The sequence below is a fragment of the Roseovarius sp. genome (assembly GCF_030373445.1).
GTDB lineage: Bacteria > Pseudomonadota > Alphaproteobacteria > Rhodobacterales > Rhodobacteraceae > Roseovarius.
Genome location: NZ_JAUCYU010000007.1, coordinates 150,362 through 175,816, shown reverse-complemented (window position 1 = coordinate 175,816; position 25,455 = coordinate 150,362). Strand labels below are relative to the sequence as shown.

Here is a 25,455-nt window from a genome sequence, read left to right as displayed (position 1 = left end):
GCGGGGTGGATCAGGCGGGGGTTGTGTCGTTCTGGGTCTGGCCGATGCGGTCGAGCTCTTTCTGGAGGGAGAGCCGGTCGAGCTGGGCCATGGGCAGGTTGACGAAGATCGAGATGCGGTTGCGGAGCATCCGGTAGGCATCTGAAAAGGCGAAGGCAATCTCGGCCTCGGTGCCGGTGGCGGCGGCCGGGTCGGGGACGCCCCAATGGGCGCTCATCGGCTGGCCGGGCCAGATGGGGCAGGGCTCGGATGCGGCCTGATCGCAGACGGTGAAGACGAAATCCATTTGCGGGGCGTCGGGGCCTGCGAATTCTTCCCAGCTTTTGGAGCGGATCTGCGACGTGTCGTGGTTGAGGTGCTTGAGAAGCTCCAAGGTGCGCGGGTGGGGCGCGTCCTTGGGCTGGGAGCCGGCGGAGAAGCCGCGGAACTTGCCGAGACCTTCGCGTTCGATGATGGCTTCGGCCATGAGCGACCGGGCGGAGTTGCCGGTGCAGAGGAAGAGAACGTTCTTGCGGTCGTCGGGCATGGGAGGGGCCTCCTTTAGCAGGCGCAGGCGAGTTTCGAGATCAGGGGCTGGCAGAGGTCGGGGTTTCCGCCGCAGCAATCCTCCATCAGGAAGGCGAGCAGACCGCTGGTGCCGTCGAGATCGGCGAAGTAGCGGATGGAGCGGCCTTGCCGTTCATTCCGGACGAGGCCGGCCTGGTGGAGGACGGAAAGGTTGGCGGACATGGTGTTCTGGCGGACGTTCAGCGCGTCGGAGATTTCACCGGCGGCCATGCCGGTCTCGCCGGCCTTCAGGAGCAGGCGGAAGACGTCGAGCCGTGTGGGCTGTGACAGGGCCGAGAAGGCGGTGAGGGCGTGAGTCTTATCCATATATCGTGAAATATTGATATATAGAGAAGGAGTCAACGGGGAAGTTGACGTGCGGAAAATTGGAATTATCCGGCTCGGAATTTTCGAAAATTCCGCAGGGGCCTCATTGGTAAGGCAGACGTTTTCTTGGAAGAAAACGCCCCGGAAAATTCGAATTTTCCGGGGCAATGCCGTTGGTTAGCCGGCGATCTTCACCAAGGCGTGGCGCTTCTTGCCGGCGGAAAGCTTGAGGTCTCCCGCAAACTCGTCGGGTGTCATCAGGCGCGGCTCCTTCACCACCTCGTCATTGATGCTGGCGCCGCCGCTGGCGAAGAGGCGCTTGGCTTCCTTGCCGGACGGGCTGAGCCCGGCCTTCACGAAGAGCGCCGTGTTGGCGATGCCCTCGCCGATATCGGCAGCGGTGAGCGTCACGGTGGGCAGGTCGTCACCCACGCCGCCCTTTTCGAACACCTCGCGCGAGGTGGCCTCTGCGGCCTGCGCGGCCTCGCGCCCGTGCAGCAGGGTCGTCACCTCGTTGGCGAGGATGATTTTGGCGTCGTTGATCTCGGACCCCGCCAGCGCGCCGAGGCGGTCGCATTCCTCGATCGGCAGCTCGGTGTAGAGCTTGAGGAAGCGGCCCACGTCGGCATCCATCGTGTTCCGCCAGAACTGCCAGAACTGGTAGGGCGAGCACATCTCGGCATTGAGCCAGATCGCGCCATCGGCGCTTTTGCCCATCTTGCGGCCGTCGGCCGTGGTCAGGAGCGGCGAGGTGAGGCCAAAGACCTCGGTGTCGATCACCCGGCGGGTGAGGTCGATGCCGTTGACGATGTTGCCCCACTGATCGGAACCGCCCATCTGCAGCAGACAGCCGTAGCGGCGGTTCAGCTCGAGGAAGTCGTAGGCCTGCAGGATCATGTAGTTGAATTCGAGGAAGCTGAGCGACTGTTCGCGGTCGAGCCGGGATTTCACCGATTCGAAGCTGAGCATCCGGTTGACCGAGAAATGCCGCCCGATATCCCGCAGGAAGGTGATGTATTGCAGGCCGCTGAGCCATTCGTCGTTGTTGAGCATCAGCGCGCCGGTGGGGCTGTCGTTGTAGTCGACATAGGCGGCGAAGACCTGCTGGATACCGTCGATATTGGCCTGGATGGCGGCATCGTCGAGCAGCGGGCGTTCGTCGGCGCGGAAGGAGGGGTCGCCCACCTTCGTGGTGCCGCCGCCCATCAGCGTGAGCGGCTTGTGGCCGGTCTTCTGCAGCCAGCGCAGCATCATGATCTGGATGAGCGAGCCCACGTGGAGCGAGCGCGCGGTCGCGTCAAACCCGATATAGGCCGGAACCACGCCCGTGCTCAGCGCCTCGTCGAGGCCCTGGTAATCGGTGCAGTCGGCGAGGAAGCCGCGCTCGATCATGACGGTCATGAAGTCCGATTTGGGGTGGTAGGTCATATCGCTTGTTCCCGGGTTTTTCGCGCGGCATGTATAGGCATGGTTCGGGCGAAGGAAAAGAGCATGTTGAAGGCGGGGCGCATATGGGCGCTCGGGGCGATGTCGGGAACGTCGCTTGACGGGGTCGACGCGGCGATGGTCGAGACCGATGGCGAGGAGATATTCGCCTTCGGGGCGTCGGATTACCGGGGATATTCGGAGGGCGAGCAGGCGGTTCTGGCGGGTGCGTTGGGCAAGTGGCCGGGAGACGACGTGGCCGAGGCCGAGGCGGTGGTGCAGATGGCCCATGCCGAGTTGCTGTCGCGGTTCGAGGGGGCGCAGTTGGTGGGCTTTCACGGGCAGACGCTGGCGCATGAGCCGCGGGGGCGGGGGACCTACCAGATCGGTGATGGCGCGGCCTTGGCGGAGGCGTTGGGCGTGCCGGTGGTGTGGGATTTCCGGTCGGCCGATGTGGAGCTGGGCGGCGAGGGGGCGCCGCTGGCGCCGTTTTTCCATTTCGCCTGTGCGAAGTGGATCGGGGCGGAGAGGCCCTTGTGTTTCCTGAACCTCGGGGGCGTGGGGAACCTGACATGGGTGGACCCGCGCAAAGACAGGCCTGAGGCAGAGGGGGCCTTGCTGGCCTTCGATACCGGTCCCGCGAATGCGCCGATCAATGACGTGATGATGCGGCGGCTTGGGCTGCCCTATGACAAGGATGGCGCGTTGGCGCGGCGGGGGCAGGTCGAGGACGGTGCGCTGGAGCTGTTCCTTGACGACGCCTATTTCTCGAGAATGCCGCCCAAGTCTTTGGACCGGAACGAGTTTTCCGACATGATCGGTTTGGTCAACGAGTTGAGCGATGCCGATGCGGTGGCAACGCTCACGGGGATGAGTGCCGCGGCGGTGCTACGGGGGATGGAGCATTGCCCGGAGCCGCCCGAGCGCTTGCTTGTCACGGGTGGCGGGCGGCATAATCCGGTGCTAATGGAAATGTTGCGGGTGGCGCTCGATTGCCCGGTGGAGCCGGTCGAGGCGGCCGGGCTGGACGGCGACATGCTGGAGGCGCAGGCGTTTGCCTATCTCGCGGTGCGCGTGGCGCGGGGGCGGCCGACCTCGGGCCCGGGCACGACGGGGGTGCGCGCGGCGGTGTGCGGCGGCACGATCAGCCGGCCGGAGGGCACGAATTAGCCGGTCGAAGGGGATGGGATGACGTATGAGCTTGACCAGGGGGCCGGGGCGGGGCTGCGGCTGGGGCTGATCCTGCTGAGCACGGACGAGACGCTGGAATACGAGGCGCGGCAGGTGCTTGCCGGGCGGGAGGTGAACCTTCTGCACACGCGCATTCCGGCGCGGGCGGATGTGACGCCCGAGGACCTGGCGACCATGGCGGGCGAGATGACGGCGACAGCCGCGCTGTTGCCGCAAGGGCTGGACGGGGTGGCCTATGCCTGTACGTCGGGGGCCACGATCATCGGGCCGGACAGGGTCGAAGCGCTGGTGCAGATGGCGCATCCGGGTGTGCCGGTGACCAATCCGCTGAGCGCAGTGGTGGCCGCGTTGGGTGAATTGGGAATGAGCCGGATCGCGATGGTGACGCCCTACGTGGAAGAGGTGACCGGGCCGATGCGCGCGGCGCTGGCGGCGCATGGTGTCGAGACGGTGAGCGAATTCAGCTTCGGCCAGAAAGAAGACCGGACGGTGGCGCGGATCACCGAGGCGAGTACGCGGCGGGCGATTGTCGAGGCGGCGCGGAAGCCTGGCGTCGAGGCGGTGTTCACCAGCTGCACCAATCTGCGGACCTTCGGGATACTCGGTGCGGCGGAGGCGGAGCTGGGCATTCCGGTGATCAGCTCGAATTCCGCGCTGATGTGGCGGCTATTGACGCTGGCGGGGCAGCCGGCGGTGGGCTGGGGGCCGGGGCGGCTCTTTGGCCGCGAAGCTGCGTGAGATTACCGGGATGAGCGATCTCGCCTACCGCAGGGAACTCGACGGCGTGCGCGCCATTGCCGTGCTGAGCGTGGTGCTGTTCCATGTCGGGTATCCGGACATGACGGGCGGCTATGTCGGCGTCGACATCTTCTTCGTGCTGTCCGGCTACCTGATCTGTGGGCAGACCTATATGCGGCTGGAGCAGGGCACCTATTCGGTGACCGAGTTCTTTGCGCGGCGGATCAGGCGGCTGTCGACGGCCTATGCCTTGTGTTTCCTCGTGACCGCGCTTCTGGCGAATGCGTTCTTCCTGAGATCCGAGATGGCCGTGGTGGCGGATGGGTTCTTGGGCTCGATCACCTTCGCGAACAACTACAACCTTTTGAATTCGGTAGGCTATTTCTCAACCCCTGCGCACGAAAACCCGTTCCTGCACACCTGGTCGCTGTCGATCGAGGAGCAGTTCTACATCGTGCTGCCGATGCTCATCCTTCTCACGCGGCGCAACCGGGCGGTGTTCGCGTGGCTGCTGGGGATGTTGTTCGTGGTGTCGCTGGGGCTGACGCTGTTTTCGGGCGACCTGATCTATGACCGGGAGCAGCGGTTCTTCGCGTCGAGCTTCCGGGTGTGGGAGTTGGCGGCGGGCGGCTTGATCTTCCTGGTAACCTATCACCGGCTCATTCCGGCGAAATTGCCGTTGGCGCCGCTGGTGGGGCTGGCGCTGGTGATCGTGCCAGTGGGAGTGCTCGATGCCAGTTACCTCTATCCCGGCTGGGCGACGGTGCTGCCGGTGCTGGGCACGGTGATCCTGATCGCGTTTGCCGCACCGGGGCATAGTTGGGTGGCAAAGGCGCTGGCGGTCAGGCCCATGGCCTATATCGGGCGGATTTCCTATGGCACCTACCTGTGGCATTGGCCGGTGATCGTCGGGGCGCTCTATTACGGCGTGACCCTGACCGACGAGATCCGGGCGGTGCTGGTGCTGGTGTCGCTGGGCCTCGGGGCGCTGTCCTATCATCTCGTCGAGATGCCGGTACGGCGGATCTCCGTGCGGGGCGAGGGGAAGCGGCGGCTTTACATGCTGTTTGCGGGGCAGGCGCTGGTGCTGCTCGGGCTCGCCGTCTACCTGTTGTACCAGCCCGGCAAGGCGGGCGCGGGCGAGGATGCGCGGCTGGAGGCGCTGAAGGCCGAGGTGATGAACGTGCACCCGGGGTGGGATGCGTGCTGGGGGCAGGACAGCCCCGAGACGTTCTGCAAGCTGGGGGTTGAGGCCGAAGAGCCTGCTTACGTGCTCTGGGGCGACAGCATGGCGAATTCGGCTTTCGAGGCGTTCGATCAATATGGCAAGGACCGGGGCGAAGCCGGTTACATGATCACCAAGGCAGCCTGCGCCCCGCTTATGGGCGCCGGGACCAAGCCTGATTGCATCGCCTTCAATGACAGGATTTTCGAGTATCTCGCCGGCGCACCGCCGATGGACGTGTTCCTGTTCGCCCGGTGGTCTTTCTATGCGGAAGGCTATGGCCACCGGGGCGACAGGCCGGGGCAGGTGGCCCTGCTGGCGCCCGACGGGACAGCGGCGGAGGAGAACTTCCCGCTGTTTGCCGACAGCCTTGGGGCGGCGGTGGCGAAGCTGGCGGAGAAACACCGGGTGGTCGTGATCAACCACGTGCCGGAATTCTCCAGCTCGGTGCCGAAGTCGATGCTGAGGACGATGCGGTTCGGGTCGGCGCCGCTCAACCTGACGGTGGCGCAGTTCGAGGCGCGGACGGGCCGGACGGTGGAGGCCGTGCGTGCGGCGGCGGAGGAAAATGGCGCGGTGCATGTCGCACCGGCGGAGCTTTTCTGCGACGACAAGACCTGTCATCATGCGCAGGGCGGCGTGCCGCTTTTCATCGACAACGTACATCTGGGGCCGCGGGGCAACGCGCTGTTGTTGCAGGCCGTGGATGCGGCGCTAGACAAGGAGGACCAGCCATGAGTGCAGAGAAACCTCTCGACCCCGCGACGATCGCCGCACGGGCGGCGGGGGCCGTGGATGATGCGCACGGCGGCGTGGTGCCCGGCGTGCAGCCGACCACGACCTTCCGGCGGGATGAAAGCTATGCGCTGCAGTCGGGCGGCAGCTATGGCCGGGACCACAATGCCAACGTGGCACAGGCCGAAGAGGTGCTGCGCCAGCTGGAAGGCGCGGCGCAGACGCGGTTGTTCCCCTCGGGCATGGCGGCGGTGGCGGCGCTGTTCCGGACCCTGCCGGACGGCGCGCGCGTGGTCATGCAGTCGGGTATCTACTGGGGCGTGCTGGCCTGGGTGCGGAAGTTCTGCGCGCGGCGCAACATCCGCCTGGAGGAGATCGACGCCGCCGACCCGCTGGCCATCCGCAAGGCGCTGGTGGAGAAGGTGGACCTTGTCTGGATCGAGGTGCCGTCGAACCCCTGGCTGAAGGTGGCCGATATCGGGGCGATTGCCAAGCTGACCCATGACAGCGGCGGGTTGCTGGCGGTCGACGGGACGGCGGCGACACCGGTGCTGACGAAGGCGCTGGATCTCGGCGCGGATATCTCGATGCACTCGGCGACGAAGGCGATCAACGGGCACACGGATGTTCTGGCCGGGGTGCTGTCGTGCCGGGATGCCGACAGCGATGTCTGGCAGGCGATCTGCGCCGACCGCATGGAGGCAGGCGCGATCCTGGGAGCGTTCGAGGCATGGCTTCTGCTGCGGGGGATGCGCACGCTGCCGCTCAGGATGGAGCGGATGTGCCGCAGCGCGCAGGTGCTGGCCGAGGCGCTGGACGCGCATGAGCGCGTCGAGGGCGTCCTCTACCCGGGCCTGCTGGAGCATCCGGCGCATTCGCTGGCCAGGGCCCAGATGACGGGCGGCTTCGGCTACCTGATGTCGGTGCTGGTCCGGGGCGGCACCGAGGAGGCGCTGGCGGTCGCCGGGCGGCTGCGGCTCATCCACCGGGCGACGTCGCTCGGCGGGGTCGAGAGCCTTGTGGAGCATCGCGCGACGATCGAGCCGCATACGGGCATTCCCGGCAACCTGCTGCGGCTGTCGGTCGGGATCGAGGACGCGGGCGACCTGCTGGACGATCTCGACCGGGCGCTGAGGGGCTAGGCCGGGCCCGGCTCAGTCGTCCTTGATCCGCTCCATCGCCCAGCCGACGCTGAACCCGTGCAGGATGGTGGACAGCAGGATAACGAGGCCCACGAGCGTCCAGAGCTGGCTTTCGTTGGTGAATTCCATGTGGCTGCCGGCGTAGCACAGATAGTAGATCGAGCCGATGCCGCGCACGCCGTAGACCGATACGACGGCCCGGTCGCGGTATGGCATGGAACTGCCCAGCAGGCCGATCCAGCCGGACAGGGGCCGCACCACGACGATCAGCAGCAGCGCGAAGAGCACGTGAACCCAGTTGAGATCGGTCAGCAATAGCGGCAGCACGGTGCCAAGCCCGACCAGAAGCACCGCGGTCAGGGCGTGTTCGATGGATTCCGAGAAATCGTGCAGGCGGCGATGGAAATGGTGGTCCTGCTCGACCCGGCGCAGGGTAAGGCCCATGACGGCGACGGCAATGAAGCCGTAGCCCTCGACCAGCTCGGTCGAGCCATAGCAGAGCAAGACCCCTGCCAGTGCCACCACGCCGGAGCCGGTTTCGGCAAGGATCGCACTTTTGGGGACGGAGAAGAGGACGTAGCCCAGAACCCGCGCCCCGGCCCAGCCCATCGCCGCGCCCACGGCGATGCGATACATTACGTCGAACAGCACCCATTCCATCAGCAACTCGCCCGCCGTCAGCCCGCCGGCGGCGGCGAGCAGGCCCAGATAGACGAAGGGAAAGGCCAGCCCGTCATTGAGCCCGGCCTCTGTCGTCAGCGTGAAGCGGACGGGATGCTCGACGCCTTCCTGTGGCGGCCCCACCTGCACGTCGGCGGCGAGCACCGGGTCAGTGGGCGCAAGCACCGCGCCCAGCAGGATGGCCCCGGCGACCGTGAGCCCCTCGAGCCCGATGCCCAGCAGCGCCACGGCGAGGATGGTCAGCGGCATGGCAATGCCGAGCATGCGGAAAGTCGGCGTCCAGCGGCGCCAGGGGCGCAGCGCGTCGATCCGCATGCCGGTGCCGAAGAGCGCGATGATTACCGTCAGTTCGCTGACCAGTTCCCAGATGCGCGGCGCCTCGCGCGGGTCGGGCAGGGTGGGCAGGTTCGGCACCAGCAGCGCCGCGCCTGCGCCGAACAGGATCATCAGCGGCGCCGAGGCGGGTTCGCGGTCGGACACGAGCCGGGGCAGCCACTGGGCGAGGATGACGATGGCGCCGACGACGGCGAGGGCGATGTGGTAGGAGCTGAACGCGAAGAAGTCTTCTGGCGGCACGTGGGGTGACATCCTTTGTCTTGGGGACCGGAGGGTATGATACGGGGGTTAACCGATTGAACAAGCGCCATGATTAACGCGTCTTGCAGGCTCGGTGTTCCGCCGGGGGCGTTGCGCGGGCGGAGGGCGCGGTGCAGGGATATTTGTGACCAAGAAGAAGCAGGGGTTGCACGACGGCCGCAGCGGTGTTTTTTCCCGTGTACAGGGCGCGCAAGGCAGGGTAGGAGGGCGCCTTCCAGACCTGTCGCGCGACAGGGGGCGGTGCCGGTGGCGCCGCGTGCTCAAACAGAACGGTTTTCCTGATGATCCAGTCCCTCTCCGATGCGCTCGCCGAGCGCGGTTACGACATTCTGACCCCCGTGCAGGAGGCGGTGACGGCGCCGGAGCTGGCGGGGGCCGACCTGCTGGTCTCGGCGCAGACGGGTTCGGGCAAGACGGTGGGGTTCGGGCTAGCGATCGGGCCGACGCTGCTGGACGAGGCGGGCGTCTTCGGGCCGGCAGCGGCGCCGCTGGGGCTGATCATCGCGCCGACGCGGGAGCTGGCCTTGCAGGTGACGCGGGAGCTGGGCTGGCTTTATGCCAAGGCGGGCGCGCGGATCGCCTCCTGCGTGGGCGGCATGGACATGCGCGACGAGCGCCGGGCGCTGGAGCGGGGCGCACATATTGTGGTGGGCACGCCGGGGCGGCTGAGCGATCACATCCGGCGCGGGTCGCTCGACATGAGCGCGTTGCGCGCGGTGGTGCTGGACGAGGCGGACGAGATGCTGGACCTCGGCTTTCGCGAGGACCTCGAGTTCATGCTGGGCGAGGCGCCGGAAGAGCGGCGGACGCTGTTGTTCTCGGCCACGGTGCCGCCGATGATCGTGACGCTGGCCAAGCATTACCAGCGGGATGCCGTGCGGGTGACGACCCTGTCGGACAAGAGCCCGCACGCGGATATTACCTACCAGGCGCTGCGCGTGGCGCCGCAGGATGCCGAGAACGCGATCATCAACGTGCTGCGGTTCCACGAGGCGCAGAACGCCATCGTCTTTGCCAACACGCGGGCGACGGTGAACCGGCTGACGGCACGGTTCGCGAACCGGGGGTTCTCGGTCGTGTGCCTGTCGGGCGAGCTGAGCCAGGCGGAGCGGAGCCACGCGCTGCAGGCGATGCGCGACGGGCGGGCAAGGGTATGCGTGGCGACGGACGTGGCGGCGCGGGGGATCGACCTGCCGAACCTCGAGCTGGTGGTGCATGCCGAGCTGCCGTCGAATTCGGAGACCTTGCTGCACCGGTCGGGGCGGACGGGGCGCGCGGGGCGGAAGGGGATTTCCGCGCTGATCGTGCCGCCCAAAGTGGGCAAGAAGGCCGAGCGGCTGTTGAAGGGCGCGAAAGTGCAGGCCGAGTGGACAGTGCCGCCGGGCGCCGAGGAGATCCTGCGCCGCGACGAGGAGCGGCTGCTGGCCGATCCGGTGTGGGGCGAGGCGGCCAGCGAGGCGGAGGCGGAGTTTGCCGCGCGGCTTCTGGCGGAGCAGTCGCCCGAGGCGGTGGCGGCGGCCTATCTGCGCCTCTTCCGGGCGCGACATTCGGTGCCGGAGGAGCTGTCGGACGTGGCGTCGCGGCCGGAGCCCAAGCCGCGGCCGGAGTTCGGGCCGAGCGTCTGGGTCTCGCTGTCGGTGGGGCGCGACAAGGGGGCGGAGCCGCGCTGGCTGTTGCCGCTGATGCTGCGGGCGGGGGCGCTGGAGAAGGCCGATGTGGGCGCGATCCGGGTGCAGGATACGGAGACCTTCGTGGAAATCGCGGAAGGGGCGGCGGAGAATTTCATGGCGTCGCTGGAGCAGGGCGGCGTGCTGGAGAAGGGCGTGAGCGTGCGGGCCGTCGAGGGTGTGCCGGAGTTCGGGCGGCCCGAGCAGTCCGAGCGTCCGGCGCGTCCGGCGGGCGGCGCGCCGAAGCGCGGCGGGGGCAAGCCGTGGCAGGAGAAGAAGGATACGCGGCCGAGGGGGCCGAAGCCCGAGCGGCGCGAGACGGCGGAGCGGGCGGAGCGTGGGCCCCGGCCTGAGCGGAAGGCGGAAGCGCCGAGGGAGAAACCGGGGAAGGCGTTCGAGAGGGCTGCGCCGGGCGGCAAGCCAAAGAAACCCTACGAGCCGCGCAGGCCGAAACCGGCTGCGGAGGCCGGGGCACCGGCGCCGCAGGATACGCGCAAGCCGCGCAGCAAGGGGCCGAAGGCCGGTAAGCCGGCAGGGAAGCCTGTGGGGAAGCCTGACGCGAAGGTCGGTGCGGGCAAGCCGAAGCCCAGGGTCAATGCCTCGGATACCTCGAAACGGTTCACGCCGCCGGGGAAACCGGGCAAGCCGGCCAAGCCCCGGGGCGGGGTGCGTGGGAAGGGTGGCAGCGCCGTGCCGAAGCGGCGGAAGCCGTGAGGGCCAGCGCCGTCAGCCGCCGTCAGTGGCCCATGATCATGCCTTCGAGGGCGGATTTCTCCATCGAAAGCTCCTGAAGCCGGGCCTTGACCACGTCACCGATGGTGACGATTCCGACCAGCTTGCCATCCTCGACAACGGGCATGTGCCGGAAGCGGCCTTCGGTCATGCGGGTGAGCACGGCGTCGGAACTGTCCTGCTTGGAGCAGCAGACCGGGTCCGGGGTCATCATCTGGTCGACGGTCTCCTGCAGGCACTTGGCGCCGCGGGCGGCCAGCGAGCGGACGATGTCGCGCTCTGACAGGATGCCCTCGGCCGCCTCGCCATCCGAAGAGACCACCAGACCGCCGATGCGCTTGTCGGAGAGAATCTGCGCCGCGTCCGAGACGCGCGTACCGGGTTTTATGGTGATGACACCGTCATTGTCCTTGGATTTCAGGATCTGCTGGACGAGCATGGCCGGTTACCCCGCAATATTATTCCGTCAATTCAAGGGTCTGCTATTCGATTGTTTCTGTCAAGCCTCGGCCTCGAGCCGGGCCACCTCTGCGCGGATTGCCTCGCAGAAGGATTGGGCGAAGCGGTTGAGCCGGTCGAGGCGGCGGTCGTCGGCGGGGCGGACGAGGTAGAAGGCGCGGGTGAGGCTGAGCTGATCGGTCAACAGCTTGCGGGTGCCGGGGAAGAAAGGCATGGCGAAATCATGCATGATGCCGACGCCCGCGCCCTGCCGGATCCAGCCCATCTGGACCGCGACGGAGTTGGAGGCGAGATCGACCCGGGTGAGCCCGGCCTCGCCGAGATAGTCGAGCTCCTTGTCGAAGATCATGTCCTGGATGTAGCCGATGATGCGGTGGTGGTTCAGGTCGTCGAGCGAGGCGATCGGCGGGGCGTCGCGCAGGTAATCCTCGGAGGCGGCGAGGTGGAGGCGGTAATCGGCGATCTTCTGCACCGTCAGCCGCCCCGCGGTGGGGGGCGAGACGGCGACGACCATGTCGGCCTCGCGCCGGGTGAGGTTGAAGAGGCGGGGGAGGGCCACGATCTGAATCTCGAGCCCGGGATTGGCGCGGCCGATCCGGTCGCAGACCTGCGGCAGGAGGAAATTGGCCGAGCCGTCGGGCGCGCCGATGCGGATCTGGCCGGAGATGCCGGCGGCCTGTCCCGCCATGTCGTCGGCCGCGTCTTCCACCGCCTGTTCGGCGCGGGTGGCGTGGGTCATCAGGCGCTGGCCCGCGTCGGTGAGCGCATAGCCCGTGGGCGACTTGGCGAAGAGCGGGGCGCCGTAGCCCGCCTCGAGCCGGGCAACGCGGCGGCCGACTGTGGCGGGGTCGAGTTTCAGCAAGCGACCGGCGCGCGACAGGCTTTCGGCACGGGCCACGGCGAGAAACACTTTCAAATCATCCCATTGCACCTGCATCGCGTCACCCTTTGCATTTATGCAAGACGTTTTTGAGACATTGCCCCTTTTCCATCTATTTTTGCAACGGTAGGGTCGCGCCAAATTCTCATGGAGGAGCGTCATGAAAGAACTGACCCATTATATCGGCGGCGAGCATGTCAAAGGCACGTCGGGCCGGTTTTCCGATGTCTACAACCCGGCGACGGGCGAGGTTCAGGCGAAATGCCCGCTGGCCTCGACCGAGGAATTCGGCAAGGCCGTGGACATCGCCGAGAAGGCACAGCCCGCCTGGGGCGCGACCAACCCGCAGCGCCGCGCGCGTGTGCTGATGGAATTCGTGCGCCTGCTGAACCGCGACATGGACAAGCTGGCCGAGGCGCTGTCGTCGGAGCACGGCAAGACGGTGCCGGATGCCAAGGGCGACGTGCAGCGGGGCCTCGAAGTGGTGGAATACTGCATCGGCGCGCCGCAGCTTCTGAAGGGCGAGTTCACCGACAGCGCGGGGCCGGGGATCGACATGTATTCCATGCGCCAGCCGCTGGGCGTGACCGGCGGGATCACCCCGTTCAACTTCCCGGCGATGATCCCGATGTGGATGTTCGCGCCGGCGATTGCCTGCGGCAACGCCTTCATCCTCAAGCCGTCCGAACGTGACCCCTCGGTGCCGCTGATGCTGGCCGAGCTGATGGAAGAGGCCGGGCTGCCCAAGGGGATCTTGCAGGTGGTAAACGGCGACAAGGAATCGGTCGACGCGATGCTTGACCACCCGGTCGTTCAGTCGATCGGCTTCGTGGGCTCCACGCCGATTGCCGAGTACATCTATGGCCGCGGCTGTTCCAACGGCAAGCGGGTGCAGTGCTTCGGCGGTGCCAAGAACCACATGATCATCATGCCGGATGCCGACATGGACCAGGCGGCGGATGCGCTGATCGGGTCGGGCTATGGCGCGGCGGGCGAGCGCTGCATGGCGATCTCGGTGGCTGTTCCCGTGGGCGACGACACCGCCGACAAACTGATCGAGAAGCTGGTGCCGCGGATCGAGAAGCTGAAGGTCGGGCCCTATACCGCGGGCGACGACGTGGATTACGGCCCCGTGGTGACGGGCGAGGCGAAGAAGAAGATCCTCGGCCTTGTCGAGAAAGGGATCGAGCAGGGCGCCGAGCTGGTGGTCGACGGGCGGGATTTCTCGCTCCAGGGCTACGAGGACGGGTTCTTCGTCGGGCCGCACCTGTTCGACAAGGTGACGCCGGACATGGACATCTACACGCAGGAGATCTTCGGCCCGGTGCTGTCGACCGTGCGGGCGGGCTCCTACGAGGAGGCGCTGCAACTGGCGATGGACCACGAGTATGGCAACGGCACGGCGATCTTCACCCGTGACGGCGACGCCGCGCGCGACTTCGCCAACCGGGTCAACGTGGGGATGATCGGTGTGAACGTGCCGATCCCGGTGCCGCTGGCCTACCACACCTTCGGCGGCTGGAAGAAATCGGCCTTCGGCGACCTGAACCAGCACGGGCCGGATGCCTTCAAGTTCTACACCCGCACCAAGACCGTGACGGCGCGCTGGCCGTCGGGGATCAAGGAAGGCGGCGAGTTCAACTTCAAGGCGATGGACTGACCTTGCCGAGATAAGCATACTGTCCGGGCCGCGCGCATCCTGCCGCGGCCCGGTTTCGTTTTGGGGAGGACGTGGCGATGTGGCCTGACACGCGGCTTTGCAGATTGCTGGGGGTCGAGCACCCGATCATCCTGGCGCCGATGGCGGGGACGACCACGCCCGAGATGGTGGCGGCGGTGTCGAACGGCGGGGGCCTTGGCTCGCATGGCTGTGCGACCATGCCGCTCGACCGGCTGGAGCGGGACGTGGAGGTTCTGGCGCGGTCGACGAACCGGCCGGTCAACCTGAATTTCTTCTGCCACTCGCCGCCCGAGATCACCCGCGCCCAGCACGAGGCGGTGCTGGAGGCGCTGGCGCCGTTCTATGCCGCGGCCGGGGTCACGCCGCCCGAGGGCGTGCCGAAAGCGCCCTATGCCCCCTTCGGGCAGGCGCACCTGGAGGCGCTGCTGGCGCATCCGCCGGCGGTGGTGAGTTTCCATTTCGGCTTGCCGGATGGCGACGCGGTGAAGGCGCTGAAAAAGCGCGGCTGCCTGGTGTTCAGCTCGGCCACCACGGTGGCCGAGGCGCGCTGGCTGGAGGCGCGCGGCGTCGATGCGGTGATCGCGCAGGGCTGGGAATCGGGCGGGCACCGGGGCGTGTTCCTCGAGCCCGAGAACGACGCGCAGGTGGGGCTGTTCTCGCTGCTGCCGCAGGTGGCGGACGCGGTGAAGGTGCCGGTGATTGCCGCGGGCGGCATTGCCGACGGTCGGGGCATTGCCGCCGCCTTCAAGCTGGGCGCGTCCGGCGTGCAGATCGGGACCGCATTCATCAGCGCCGACGAGGCCGCGCACAAGCCCCTGCATGACGAGGCGGTGGCCGCGGGCGCCGATGACAGTACGCGGATCAGCCTCGCCGGCTCCGGCCGCCCGGCGCGGGCACACCGGACGCCCTGGCTGGACGCGATGACCAAGGTTGGCACGGCGCCTTTCCCGCTGATGTACCACTACACCGCAGGGCTGCAAGCGGCAGAGGCGGAGAAGCACCGTTTCTCGCTCTACGGTCAGAGCGCGCGGCTGGCGCCCGGCGGCGATACCGGCGCGCGGCTGGCAGCGCTGGTCGAGGGCGCGCGGCGGGCGCTCGCGTGAAAAATCCGACGATCCGACCCTGACGGCTTGATTTTTCCCGGCCCGCCCGGCGACAGTCGGAAGTGATCAGGCGGGAGGGCAGGTCATGGCGATCACGGAACCGGAATTCACCATCGGGATCGAGGAGGAATACCTGCTCGTCGATCGCGACAGCCTTGACCTGGCCGAGGCGCCGGAGGGCTTGATGGAGGCCTGCAAGACCGAGTTGCAGGACCAGGTGGCGCCGGAATTCCTGAAATGCCAGATCGAGATCGGCACCAAGGTCTGCCGCACCGTGGCCGAGGCAAGGGAAGACCTGAAGCGGCTGCGCTCCTGCGTGTCGGAGCAGGCGGCCAAACACAACCTCGTGCCGATTGCCGCCTCGTGCCACCCCTTCTCCGACTGGCGCGAGCAGCATCATACCGACAAGGAACGCTACAACGAGCTGCATGACGACCTCGCCGGTGTGGTGCGGCGGATGCTCATTTGCGGGATGCACGTGCATGTGGGCATCGCCGAGCCCGACCGGCGGGTCGACCTGATGAACCAGCTGGCCTATTTCCTGCCGCACCTGCTGGCGCTGTCCTGTTCCTCGCCCTTCTGGCAGGGGCGGGATACCGGGCTGGACAGTTACCGGCTGACCGTGTTCGACAACCTGCCGCGCACCGGGCTGCCGCCCCGAATGGCCAGTTTCGGCGAATTCGAGCGCTCGGTGCAGATACTGACCGATCTTGGCGTGATCGAGGATGCCTCGAAGATCTGGTGGGATCTTCGGCCGTCTTCGAAGTTCCCGACCATCGAGTCGCGCATCTGCGACGTGCAGCCCCGGCTCGAGCATACGCTGACGCTGGCGGCGCTGACCCAGGCGCTGACGCGGATGCTTTGGCGGCTGGCGACGCGGAACCAGCGCTGGCGGATCTACGACCCGTTCCTGGTGTCGGAAAATCGCTGGCGGGCGCAGCGCTATGGAAGCCGCGAGGGGCTCATTGACCTCGGCCGGGGAGAGATCGTGCCGATGGCCGAGCTGGTCGAGGAGATCGTCGAGCTGATCTTCGAGGACGCGCAGCATTTCGGCGCGCTGGAAAAGGTGGAACGCGCGCAGGAGATCGTGCAGGGCGGCACCAGTGCGACGCGGCAGCGCCGGGTTTACGTCGACGCCTTGGAGGCGGGCGAGGACCCCGCCCGGGCGCTTCAGGCGGTGGTGCGGCACCTGGTCGACGAGTATCACGCGGACCTCTGAGAAGGCCGCGCGGGCCGGGGCGCCACGGGGCGGGTTTTCCGACTGTTTCGGCCTTGCATTCCCCGGCGCAGTATTGTTGCTTGTGCCCGCGACAGAGCGCCCGGACTGAATGGAGGAGCTGGCCATGCGTATCGGACTTTACCCGGGGACGTTCGACCCCATCACGCTTGGTCATATCGACATTATCCGCCGGGCCTCGTTCCTGGTCGACCGCCTGGTGCTGGGGGTGGCGATCAACCGGGACAAGGGCCCGCTCTTCACGCTGGAAGAACGCGTCGAGATGATCGAGGCGGAATGCGAGAAGCTGAGCAAGCAGACCGGCACCGAGATCGTCGCGCACCCGTTCGAGAACCTGTTGATCGATTGCGCCCATGATGTGAACGCGACGCTGATCATCCGGGGCCTGCGGGCGGTGGCGGATTTCGAGTACGAGTTCCAGATGGTGGGCATGAACCGGGTGCTGGACAGTTCGGTCGAGACGGTCTTCCTGATGGCCGACGCGCATCACCAGGCGATTGCCTCGAAGCTGGTGAAGGAGATCGCCCGGCTGAACGGCGACGTGGGCAAGTTCGTGACGCCACCGGTGAACGAGGCGCTGAAGGCGAAGTTCGCGGCGAAATAGGCGGGCGCGGGGCCGGTGATTGGGTCTGCCGACAGCCGGAAACGTGTCTTGCTCCTGACGGCGCTGTTGGCGCTCGGCGGATGCGCGCAGACAATGACCTCCTCGAGCGTGACTGTCGATGCGGCTTACCTGACGAAGGAGACCGAGGCCGCTCTGGTTGCGGCCGTTTACGCCAAGGCCGAGGTGCTTTCCGGGACGTGCGAGCTCGTGAACGCGGAGCGAAGATACCATAGCTGCTCGGTTGGAGAAGCCTCGGGAAACCCGTCGCTCGAGATGAAGGTGGGGTATGGTCAGAACGGGGAGTATGGCGTCAGCCTGACCACGGTCCTTGTGCACTGGTTTCCGCCCCCGAAAGAGGACGTCATTTCCGGGGCCTTCCTTTCGGAGCGCCAAAAGCAGCTGGAAGTCTGGATGCTGAGCCTGGTCCCGGAAGAGGTGACCGTGAATGCCGTGAGGCATTACATCGGGTATGACCACTCCGAAGACTTTTGACCGACGCCTATCGCCAGAAGGCCAGCCACTCGATCAGGTCGGCGAGCTTGCGGGCCAGGAAGATCGTGCCGGACCAGTCGTAATACATGTAATCGACGCCGAGCCCGATCAGGATCAGCACACCCAGAAACAATGCGACTTGGTTGTTCATGTACTTGCCCCCGGGCCCGCCTGGCACGTGTCTGCCGGATATGCCCGAGGCGGGGCTGGCGTGCAAGGGTTGAGCGGCGGGCAACGGGGGAACGGAAAACGCCCCCGCGGTGGTTTGCGAGGGCGTCACAATTCTTGCGGCTGTCGGTCGCCCGTCAGCTCAGGACAGCCGGCCCATGGCGACGGCCACGTCGGCCATGCGGCAGGAGAAGCCCCATTCGTTGTCGTACCAGGCCAGCACGCGGACAAGGCGGCCGCCGGTGACCTTGGTCTGGTCGGGGGCGAAAATCGAGCTTTCCTCGGTATGGTTGAAGTCGATCGAGACCTTGGGCTCGGGGTCATAGCCCAGAACGCCCTTCATCCGGCCCGCTGCCGCTTCGGCGACGACTTCGTTCACGTCGGCCTCGGTCACGTCCTTCTTGGCGATGAAGGTCAGGTCGACGGCCGAGACGTTGGGCGTCGGCACGCGGATGGCCGAGCCGTCGAGCTTGCCCTTGAGGTCGGGCAGCACCTCGCCCAGCGCCTTGGCGGCACCGGTGGAGGTGGGGATCATCGACATCGCCGCCGCGCGGGCGCGGTAGAGATCCTTGTGCCGGCGGTCGAGCGTCGGCTGGTCACCGGTATAGGCATGGATCGTGGTCATGATCCCGCTTTCGATGCCGATCCCCTCGTGCAGGACCTTGGCGACGGGCGCGAGGCAGTTGGTGGTGCAGGACCCGTTCGAGATCATCTTCTCGCCGGCGGCCAGGTCCTCGTGGTTGACGCCGTAGACCACGGTGCGGTCCACATTCTTGCCGGGGGCCGAGAGCAGCACCTTGCCGGCGCCGCGTTCCAGGTGGGCCTTGGCCTTTTCACCGTCGTTGAACTTTCCTGTGCATTCGAGCACCACGTCGACGCCGGACCAGTCGAGCTCGTCCATCTCGTAGGTCGAGAACATCTCCATCGGGCCGCGGCCCAGGTCCATGGTGCCGTCGCCCAGCGTGATCTCGTTGGGGAAGCGGCCGTGGACGCTATCATACTTGATCAGGTGCGCGGCGGTGTCCAGCGGGCCGGTGGCGTTGACCTTCACGACCTTGATGTCGTTGCGCGTGCTGGTGGCGATATGGGCGAGGGTGCAGCGGCCGATCCGGCCGAACCCGTTGATGCCGACGGTGATGGTCATGAGGCAGACTCCCGGTGCGTGGATGTTGGCCGCGATATAGACGCGGGGCGGGCGCAGAGAAAGGTGAAAATCGGCCTTTATCAAAGTGATAGCGATAACGTAGCCGGGGTGTGGCGGGGATGCGCTTATGGTGGCGCTAACGTGGTGGGGGGCTGAGTTTAAGGGGAGCGCCCAGCGCGGGCGTTTCGCTCAACGGTGAGGAGCCGCGCATCGACGGGCCGTGGTACGGCGAACCGACGATAGTGAGGGGCAGTTTATGTCTGCCAAGTGCCTCCATCCTTCGTGCGTGGCAATTCAATTGCCAAATCGCCGTGCCGTCGGGACGGCCCGTCGATGCGCGGCGGGCTAAAGCCCTGGATTCCGCGCAGGCGCTTCGTGGCGATGTCTGCGAAAGGTTCCTAGCTGGCGTCTGACCCGCAAAAAAAGGGCCGGTCGCGATGACCGGCCCTGTGAGGTTTCAAATCGGCGCCCTTAGCTGGGCACTTCTCTGATGCGGTTGACGTCGACCGTGCCGGTGCCCTGCTGGCAGAATGACATGTCGGCGCGGGTGCCGCTCACCTCGACGTATTCGCCTTCGGTGAAGCGGACGTCGTCGCTGGTCAGGGACCATGTGTCGCCGTCGCTGGTGCGCAGGACCATGCATTCGACGCCTTGGCTAACGCGGCCTTCCAGCGTGACGCGGTCGTTACGGGGGGCCTCCCCGCCGCCGCCGTCGCGGTCGATCTCGGTCAGGCGGATGACGTCGACGGTGCCCAGCCCCTGCTGGCAGAAGGCGGCGGCCTTGCGGGCACCGCGCACGCGGACGTATTCGTCGGCGGTGAAATCGACATCGGCGCTGGTGAGGGACCACACGTCGCCGTCCGACGTGGTCAGCGTGGCGCATTCGGCGCCCTCGCCGACGCGGCCTTCGAGGGTGAGCATGTCGGTGTCGCGCCCGTCGTCTTCCTCGCGGTCGCGACCGTCATCGCCGCCCGGCGCGATCTCGTTCAGGCGGGCGACCTCGACCGTGCCGATGCCCTGCTGGCAAAAGGACATGTCGGCGCGGGTGCCCGAGACGCGGACATATTCGCCGGAGGTGAAGTCGATATCGGCGCTGGTGAGCGACCAGGTGTCGCCGTCGACCGTGGTCAGCGTGGCACATTCGGCGCCCTGGCGTACGCGACCTTCCAGCGTGATGCGCCCGTCGCCGCCGGTGTCGCGCTCGCGGTCGCGCCCGGTCACGTCGAAGCGGCCGGACTTGAGGGACATGCCTCGGTCAGTATCCAGCACGTAGATCAGGTCGTCTCCCGGGTCGGCCCAGTCGGGCAGGCCGACTTGCGCCGAGAGGTTGCCCTCGCCATTGGCGCGGGCCTGGCCCACGGCGCGCCATTCCGACGAGACCCGGCCGACGCCGATCGTGACCCAGTCATCGGGCCGCAGGTTGCGGGCGCGCAGGGTCACCTGCGTCTCGGGCGGGCCGCTGTCGGGGGTGATCCGCACGGCGGCCGAAGGGTCCTCGGTGGGAATGTCGATGATCTCGCCCACGCGCAGGTCGGCAGGGTCGATATCGCCGTTGGCATTGAGCAGTTCGATGATCGACACGCCGACCGCCTGGGCGATGGAATAGAGGGTTTCGCCCTGGCCCACGCGGTAGGTCTCGGCGCCCCGGCGGGTGCCGTCGCTGTTGCTGGTCTCGCCCCCGGCGCTTGTGCCGCCGGTCAGGCGGATGCTCTGGCCGACCGAAAGGTCCCGCGCGTTGATGTTCGGGTTGAGCGTCATGATCCGGGTCAGGCCCACGTCGCAGCGCTGCGAGACCTGGTAGAGCGTGTCGCCCGGCTCGATCGCGTAGGACGTGCCGCAGGCGCTTTGTGCGCTTGCCATGCCGGCCCCGGCGGCAAGGGCCGCAGCCACGAGGGTGGCGCGGGGTGCTGTGCGTTTCATCTGGGGTCCTCCGTTTTCCTTCTCCTGTCCGCCCAACCAAACCCCCGGCGGCCATGTTCCGGGGATTTCTGCCTTGCGGCAGGGGGCAGGGCGGCTAATCCTAGGCGTGCGGGGGGTGTGTGCCCGGACAGGACGGGGGACAGGACATGACCGATTTTCTGCTGCTGGCGTTCATCTTCCTCGTGGCGGGCGTGATCTCTGTGCCGATTGCGACGCGGCTGGGGCTGGGCTCGGTGCTGGGCTACCTGATCGCGGGGATCGTGATCAGCCCGGTGCTGGCGCTTCTGCGGGTCGACGTGGTCTCGATCCAGCATTTCGCCGAGTTCGGCGTGGTGATGATGCTGTTCCTCGTCGGGCTGGAGCTTGAGCCGAAGCACCTGTGGTCGATGCGCGGGCGGCTGATGGGGCTGGGCGGCGGGCAGGTCGGGCTGACCACCGCGCTCGTGGCGGGCGCGGGGATCGTGCTGGGGCTCGACTGGTCGGTGGCGCTGGCGGTGGGGCTGGTGTTCGCGCTGTCCTCGACCGCCATCGTGCTGCAGACGCTGGGCGAGAAGGGGCTGATGAAATCCGATGGCGGGCAGTCTTCCTTCGCGGTGCTGCTGACGCAGGATATCGCGGTGATTCCGATGCTGGCCTTCCTGCCGCTCCTGGCGATGCCGGAACTGGCGGATCACGCGGCGGCGGTGGCCCATGGCGCGGAAGAGGCGGCGCACGGGGCCGCGAACGGGGCGGCGGAGGACGGCGATCACGGCCCGGCGATCAACCTCGTCGACGGGCTTTCCGGCTGGCAGACGGCGCTGGTGACCTTCGCGGCGGTGGCGGCGGTGGTGATCGGGGGGTCGTACCTGACCACCCCGGTTTTCCGCTTCATCGCGGCGGCCGGTCTGCGCGAGCTGTTCACCGCGACGGCCCTCCTGATGGTGGTGGGCATCGCGCTGCTGATGCTGGTGGTGGGGTTGTCGCCGGCGCTGGGGACGTTCCTGGCCGGCGTGGTGCTGGCCAACTCGCCCTACCGGCACGAGCTCGAAAGCGATATCGACCCCTTCCGGGGGCTGCTGCTGGGGTTGTTCTTCATGACGGTGGGCGCCTCGATCAACTTCGCGCTGCTGTTCGAGAACCTGTTCGGCATCCTCGCCATGACCATCGGCCTGATGGGGGCGAAGGTGGCGGTGCTGCTGGTGCTGGCGGTGGTGTTCCGGATACGGGGGGCCGACCGGTGGCTGTTCGCGCTGGGGCTGGCGCAGGCGGGGGAGTTCGGCTTCGTCCTTTTGTCCTTCACCGTGGCCAACGGGGTCATTCCGACAGGGCTCGCGGATCAGCTTCTGCTGGTGGTGGCGCTGTCGATGCTCCTGACACCGGGCCTCTTCATCCTCTACGACCGGGTGATCGCCCCGCGCTTTTCCACCGTGCAGGAGCGCGAGGCCGACGAGATGCCGAGCGACACGCAGGTCATCATCGCCGGTGCCGGCCGGATGGGCGGGCTGATCGATCGGGTGATAAAGGCGGCGGGGCTGAGAACGACGGTGATCGACTACAACGCGCGGCGGCTCGATATCCTCGAGCGGTTCGGCACGCGGCACTATTACGGCGACGCCTCGCGCCCCGACCTGCTGCACGCGGCGGGCATCGGCGCCGCGAAGATGCTGATCGTCGCCATCGACGACCGCGCGCAGATCAACGAGATCGTCAGGCATGTCACGCATACCTATCCGCAGGTGCATATCGTGGCGCGCGCCGTCGACCGGGATCACGTCTACGAGCTGTGGACCCTGGGCTGCCGCGATATCATCCGCGAGACCTTCGACAGCTCCATGCGGATGAGCCGCTCGGTCTTCGAGGCGCTGGGGATCGAGCGGGATGTCGCCCAGAAGATGATCGACGCTTTCGTCGAGACCGACCAGGCTGCGATGCTGGAGGCGGCGGAGGCCTATGACAGCGGCGTTCCGTTGCACGAGAACACGGCTTATGTGGAGCTTGTCCGCTCGCGTCGGGGCGTATGGGAGGCGGAAATGCGCGACCGGATGGAACGGATCCGGGGCGGAGACGCTTAGGTTATTTCAAGGCAACGATTTGGTCAGGGACATAGGGTATGAGCGGACTTCTGGCATTACTGGACGACGTGGCGGCATTGGCGAAGGTTGCGGCGGCCTCGGTCGACGACGTGGCGGGGCAGGCGGCCAAGGCCGGCGCCAAGGCCGCGGGCGCGGTGATCGACGACGCGGCAGTGACGCCGAAATACCTGCAGGGCTTCGCGCCCAAGCGGGAATTGCCCATCGTCTGGCGGATTGCGCGGGGATCGCTGATCAACAAGTTGGTGTTCCTGCTGCCCGCCGGGCTGGCGCTGTCGGCCTTCGCGCCGTGGCTGATTTCGCCGCTGCTGATGCTGGGCGGGGCCTACCTGTGTTTCGAAGGGGCCGAGAAGGTGGCCCATGCCCTGGGGTTCGGGCACGAGCATGGCGGCCCGGACGGCAGCCACAAGATCGCCGACCCGGCCCACCTGGAGGAGGAAAAGGTCAAGGGCGCGATCAAGACCGACTTCATCCTGTCGGCCGAGATCATGACCATCGCGCTCGCCGCCATTCCGCCCAGCAACATCTGGATGGAGGGGGCGACGCTGGCCATCGTGGCCGTGGGGATCACGGCGGCGGTCTACGGCGCGGTGGCGCTGATCGTGAAGGCCGATGACGTCGGGCTTTACATTTCGAAGAACGGGATGCTGGGGCTGACCCGGGCTCTGGGGCGCGGGATCGTGCGGGCGATGCCGCGGTTCATGTGGCTTCTGACGGTGGTGGGCACGGCGGCGATGCTCTGGGTCGGCGGGTCGATCATCATCCACGGGCTCGACACGCTGGGCTGGCCGGTGATCTATGACGGGATCCACCATTTCGCCGAGGATATCGGCCACGAGGCGGGCGAGGCCAGCGGGGCGGTGACATGGGTGATCGTCGCGGCTTTGGACGGGGTGTTCGGCCTGGCTCTGGGTTTGCTGCTGGTGCCGGTGGGAACGAAGCTGATTACCCCGGTGTGGCAGCGGGTGGCACGGCTCAACCCGTTCGTGTGACCGGGCGTTCCGGTTCCGGAAACAGACTGACGCCTTGAAATGCGCCCCGATGCAGGTAACGTTACGGTTGTATTCGTGCCGGGGGGTGTTGTTTTGGAACTTTTGCTGCTGTTGCCGCTGGTCGTGGCGGGGGCGTTCCTGGTCGACTGGATCGGGGATGACGACGATGACGCCGTTGCAGCGTCGGGCGAGGATACGGACCTCGACGAGCTGCTGGGCCGGGGCGACGGGCCGCCGGTCGAGGACGAGGAGCCCGGCGAAGATGACCCCGAAGACGAGCCGGAAGACGACCCCGAAGACGAGCTGACCTACGAAGAGCTGCGCGCGCTTTACGCCGGCGACGACACGATCGAGGGCGGGAACGCCAGTGACCAACTGCGCGGCTACGCCGGCGACGATGTGATCGACGGCCATGGCGGGGATGACCGGATTATCGGTGACGAGGGCGAGGATACGATGACGGGCGGCCCGGGGACGGATTCGATCTTCGGTGGCGCGGGCGACGACTCGATCGAAGGCAATGGCGAGGGTGACCGCCTCGATGGCGGGGCGGGCGACGACGCTCTGCGCGGCGGCGGCGGCGACGACACGATGAGCGGCGACAGTGGCGACGATCTTGTCGACGGAGGCGCGGGCGATGACCGGCTGGAAGGCGGGCCGGGGATCGATACGCTTCTGGGGGGCGCGGGCGACGACCGGCTGGTCGACGCCGACATCCCTCGCGACGACGGCCCCGGCTGGAGCGTCATGGACGGCGGGCCGGGCGACGACGAACTGGTCTTCGAGGGCGGCAGCACGGTGACGGGCGGCGAGGGGGCCGATAATTTCCTGCTGCTGGATGATCTGTTCGACGACAACGTGACGCGGATCACCGATTTCGACCCGGAGGTCGACCGTCTGCAACTGAGCCTCGGCGTGAACGAGACCAGCGGCGGCGCGTTGACGCTGGAGCCGTGGGAGGACGGCACGGGCGCCGACCTCTACTATGGCGACGACCTGATCGCCGAGATCGCGGGCGGGCAGGATCTCGACCTCGCGGATACAGACGTCTTCATCGAGCTGGAAGAGGAGACCGAGAGCTTTGCGGCCGGCGATGGCGACGACTGGATCTCGGGAAATGCGCTGCCCAACACCATCGAGGCCGGCGGCGGCGACGACGTCGTTCGGGCCGAACGCGGCGCCGGGGCGGATTTCGTCGATGGCGGGGCGGGCAACGACTCGCTGACCGGCTCGGGCGGGATGCTGGAAGGCTTCGACGATGATGACGAAGGCCCGGGCGGGGTGGAATATTACCGGACGATCGAGACCGACACGCTGATCGGCGGCGCGGGCGACGACGTGCTGGTCTCGAAGGACGGCGCGGTTCTGACCGGCGGCCCGGGCGCGGACACGTTCGGCATCGACCATGACGCCACGCCCGAGGGGGTGGAGCCGCTGCCCGCCACGCAGGTGACGGATTTCGACGCAGGCGAGGACCTGATCGTCGTGGCGCTGGCGCCGGATCAGGAGGCCGACGACCTCTCCGTCGCGGTCTGGGATGACGGGCAGGGCGCGGATATCGTGGTCGACGGGATCGTCATCGCCAACGTGATGGGCGGGCAGTCGCTGACGGCCTCGGACATCCGGGTGGTGGACCGGTCGATCACGGCGACGGCGCTTTAGGGCGGCGGGCGGTCAGGGAACGGCCGCGCCCGGAATCT

The 25,455-nt window shown here is 67.1% G+C and carries 22 protein-coding genes; 13 read left to right on the top strand and 9 right to left on the bottom strand.

What is annotated here, in order from left to right:
• Window positions 1-10 precede the first annotated feature (10 nt).
• From QUV18_RS14295 to tyrS, 3 genes are all read right to left on the bottom strand, one after another.
• On the bottom strand, window positions 11-526 hold the full coding sequence (locus QUV18_RS14295; protein ID WP_300894661.1) for an arsenate reductase ArsC: 516 nt from the start codon (window positions 524-526) through the stop codon (window positions 11-13).
• A gap of 14 nt (window positions 527-540) precedes the next feature.
• Window positions 541-873 (bottom strand): metalloregulator ArsR/SmtB family transcription factor, encoded by a 333-nt coding sequence (locus QUV18_RS14290; RefSeq protein ID WP_300894660.1) that lies wholly within the window; start codon window positions 871-873, stop codon window positions 541-543.
• A gap of 177 nt (window positions 874-1,050) precedes the next feature.
• Entirely contained in the window at window positions 1,051-2,301 is a 1,251-nt protein-coding gene (gene tyrS / locus QUV18_RS14285) for a tyrosine--tRNA ligase (RefSeq protein WP_300894659.1), read from the bottom strand.
• 63 nt (window positions 2,302-2,364) lie between these two features.
• Between tyrS and QUV18_RS14280 the strand changes: the two genes are divergently transcribed.
• From QUV18_RS14280 to QUV18_RS14265, 4 genes are read left to right on the top strand one after another with little or no spacing between them, the layout of a single operon-like run.
• Window positions 2,365-3,468 (top strand): anhydro-N-acetylmuramic acid kinase, encoded by a 1,104-nt coding sequence (locus QUV18_RS14280; protein ID WP_300894658.1) that lies wholly within the window; start codon window positions 2,365-2,367, stop codon window positions 3,466-3,468.
• An 18-nt stretch (window positions 3,469-3,486) separates the two neighbouring features.
• On the top strand, window positions 3,487-4,227 hold the full coding sequence (locus QUV18_RS14275; RefSeq protein WP_300894657.1) for an aspartate/glutamate racemase family protein: 741 nt from the start codon (window positions 3,487-3,489) through the stop codon (window positions 4,225-4,227).
• 10 nt (window positions 4,228-4,237) lie between these two features.
• On the top strand, window positions 4,238-6,190 hold the full coding sequence (locus QUV18_RS14270; protein ID WP_300894656.1) for an acyltransferase family protein: 1,953 nt from the start codon (window positions 4,238-4,240) through the stop codon (window positions 6,188-6,190).
• A complete protein-coding gene (locus tag QUV18_RS14265; RefSeq protein WP_300894655.1) occupies window positions 6,187-7,329 on the top strand; it encodes a PLP-dependent transferase in 1,143 nt (380 codons plus the stop codon). Before QUV18_RS14270 ends, QUV18_RS14265 begins: the two co-directional genes overlap by 4 nt.
• 12 nt (window positions 7,330-7,341) lie before the next feature.
• Here the strand turns inward: QUV18_RS14265 and QUV18_RS14260 are convergent, their stop codons facing one another.
• The gene (locus QUV18_RS14260; protein WP_300894654.1) at window positions 7,342-8,586 is read right to left on the bottom strand and encodes a cation:proton antiporter; all 1,245 of its coding nucleotides are present in this window, start codon (window positions 8,584-8,586) and stop codon (window positions 7,342-7,344) included.
• Window positions 8,587-8,888: 302 nt separating this feature from the next.
• Between QUV18_RS14260 and QUV18_RS14255 the strand changes: the two genes are divergently transcribed.
• The gene (locus tag QUV18_RS14255) at window positions 8,889-10,988 is read left to right on the top strand and encodes a DEAD/DEAH box helicase (protein WP_300894653.1); all 2,100 of its coding nucleotides are present in this window, start codon (window positions 8,889-8,891) and stop codon (window positions 10,986-10,988) included.
• 22 nt (window positions 10,989-11,010) lie between these two features.
• Here QUV18_RS14255 and QUV18_RS14250 read toward each other — a convergent pair whose 3' ends face one another.
• Both QUV18_RS14250 and QUV18_RS14245 read right to left on the bottom strand, forming a co-directional pair.
• Window positions 11,011-11,445 (bottom strand): CBS domain-containing protein, encoded by a 435-nt coding sequence (locus QUV18_RS14250; RefSeq protein WP_300894652.1) that lies wholly within the window; start codon window positions 11,443-11,445, stop codon window positions 11,011-11,013.
• Between the two features lie 60 nt (window positions 11,446-11,505).
• Window positions 11,506-12,402 carry a LysR family transcriptional regulator gene (locus QUV18_RS14245; RefSeq protein WP_300894651.1) on the bottom strand — a complete coding sequence of 299 codons (897 nt, stop codon included), beginning with the start codon at window positions 12,400-12,402 and terminating at the stop codon, window positions 11,506-11,508.
• Window positions 12,403-12,505: 103 nt separating this feature from the next.
• On the opposite strand from QUV18_RS14245, the gene QUV18_RS14240 reads away from it, so the two are divergent.
• From QUV18_RS14240 to QUV18_RS14220, 5 genes are all read left to right on the top strand, one after another.
• Window positions 12,506-14,005 (top strand): CoA-acylating methylmalonate-semialdehyde dehydrogenase, encoded by a 1,500-nt coding sequence (locus QUV18_RS14240; protein ID WP_300894650.1) that lies wholly within the window; start codon window positions 12,506-12,508, stop codon window positions 14,003-14,005.
• Window positions 14,006-14,082: 77 nt separating this feature from the next.
• Window positions 14,083-15,129, top strand: coding sequence for a nitronate monooxygenase (locus QUV18_RS14235; protein ID WP_300894649.1), 1,047 nt, complete (start codon window positions 14,083-14,085; stop codon window positions 15,127-15,129).
• An 85-nt stretch (window positions 15,130-15,214) separates the two neighbouring features.
• Window positions 15,215-16,348: a carboxylate-amine ligase gene (locus tag QUV18_RS14230; RefSeq protein ID WP_300894648.1), complete on the top strand. Its 1,134-nt coding sequence runs from the start codon at window positions 15,215-15,217 to the stop codon at window positions 16,346-16,348.
• Between the two features lie 124 nt (window positions 16,349-16,472).
• Window positions 16,473-16,970, top strand: coding sequence for a pantetheine-phosphate adenylyltransferase (gene coaD, locus QUV18_RS14225; protein ID WP_057815590.1), 498 nt, complete (start codon window positions 16,473-16,475; stop codon window positions 16,968-16,970).
• 93 nt (window positions 16,971-17,063) lie between these two features.
• Entirely contained in the window at window positions 17,064-17,462 is a 399-nt protein-coding gene (locus QUV18_RS14220) for a hypothetical protein (protein ID WP_300894646.1), read from the top strand.
• 7 nt (window positions 17,463-17,469) lie between these two features.
• On the opposite strand, the gene QUV18_RS14215 is transcribed toward QUV18_RS14220, so the two are convergent.
• The 3 genes from QUV18_RS14215 to QUV18_RS14205 all read right to left on the bottom strand — a co-directional run bounded on the left by QUV18_RS14215 (window position 17,470) and on the right by QUV18_RS14205 (window position 20,694).
• A complete protein-coding gene (locus tag QUV18_RS14215) occupies window positions 17,470-17,613 on the bottom strand; it encodes a hypothetical protein (protein ID WP_300894645.1) in 144 nt (47 codons plus the stop codon).
• A 159-nt stretch (window positions 17,614-17,772) separates the two neighbouring features.
• The gene (gene gap / locus QUV18_RS14210) at window positions 17,773-18,774 is read right to left on the bottom strand and encodes a type I glyceraldehyde-3-phosphate dehydrogenase (protein ID WP_300894643.1); all 1,002 of its coding nucleotides are present in this window, start codon (window positions 18,772-18,774) and stop codon (window positions 17,773-17,775) included.
• A 471-nt stretch (window positions 18,775-19,245) separates the two neighbouring features.
• Window positions 19,246-20,694 carry a DUF5818 domain-containing protein gene (locus QUV18_RS14205; protein WP_300894641.1) on the bottom strand — a complete coding sequence of 483 codons (1,449 nt, stop codon included), beginning with the start codon at window positions 20,692-20,694 and terminating at the stop codon, window positions 19,246-19,248.
• Window positions 20,695-20,840: 146 nt separating this feature from the next.
• On the opposite strand from QUV18_RS14205, the gene QUV18_RS14200 reads away from it, so the two are divergent.
• The 3 genes from QUV18_RS14200 to QUV18_RS14190 all read left to right on the top strand — a co-directional run bounded on the left by QUV18_RS14200 (window position 20,841) and on the right by QUV18_RS14190 (window position 25,417).
• Complete coding sequence (locus QUV18_RS14200; RefSeq protein WP_300894639.1) at window positions 20,841-22,745, top strand: cation:proton antiporter; 1,905 nt, start codon at window positions 20,841-20,843, stop codon at window positions 22,743-22,745.
• A 38-nt stretch (window positions 22,746-22,783) separates the two neighbouring features.
• Window positions 22,784-23,755 (top strand): DUF808 domain-containing protein, encoded by a 972-nt coding sequence (locus QUV18_RS14195; protein ID WP_300894637.1) that lies wholly within the window; start codon window positions 22,784-22,786, stop codon window positions 23,753-23,755.
• A gap of 93 nt (window positions 23,756-23,848) precedes the next feature.
• Window positions 23,849-25,417 carry a calcium-binding protein gene (locus tag QUV18_RS14190; RefSeq protein WP_300894636.1) on the top strand — a complete coding sequence of 523 codons (1,569 nt, stop codon included), beginning with the start codon at window positions 23,849-23,851 and terminating at the stop codon, window positions 25,415-25,417.
• The last annotated feature ends 38 nt before the right edge of the window (window positions 25,418-25,455 follow it).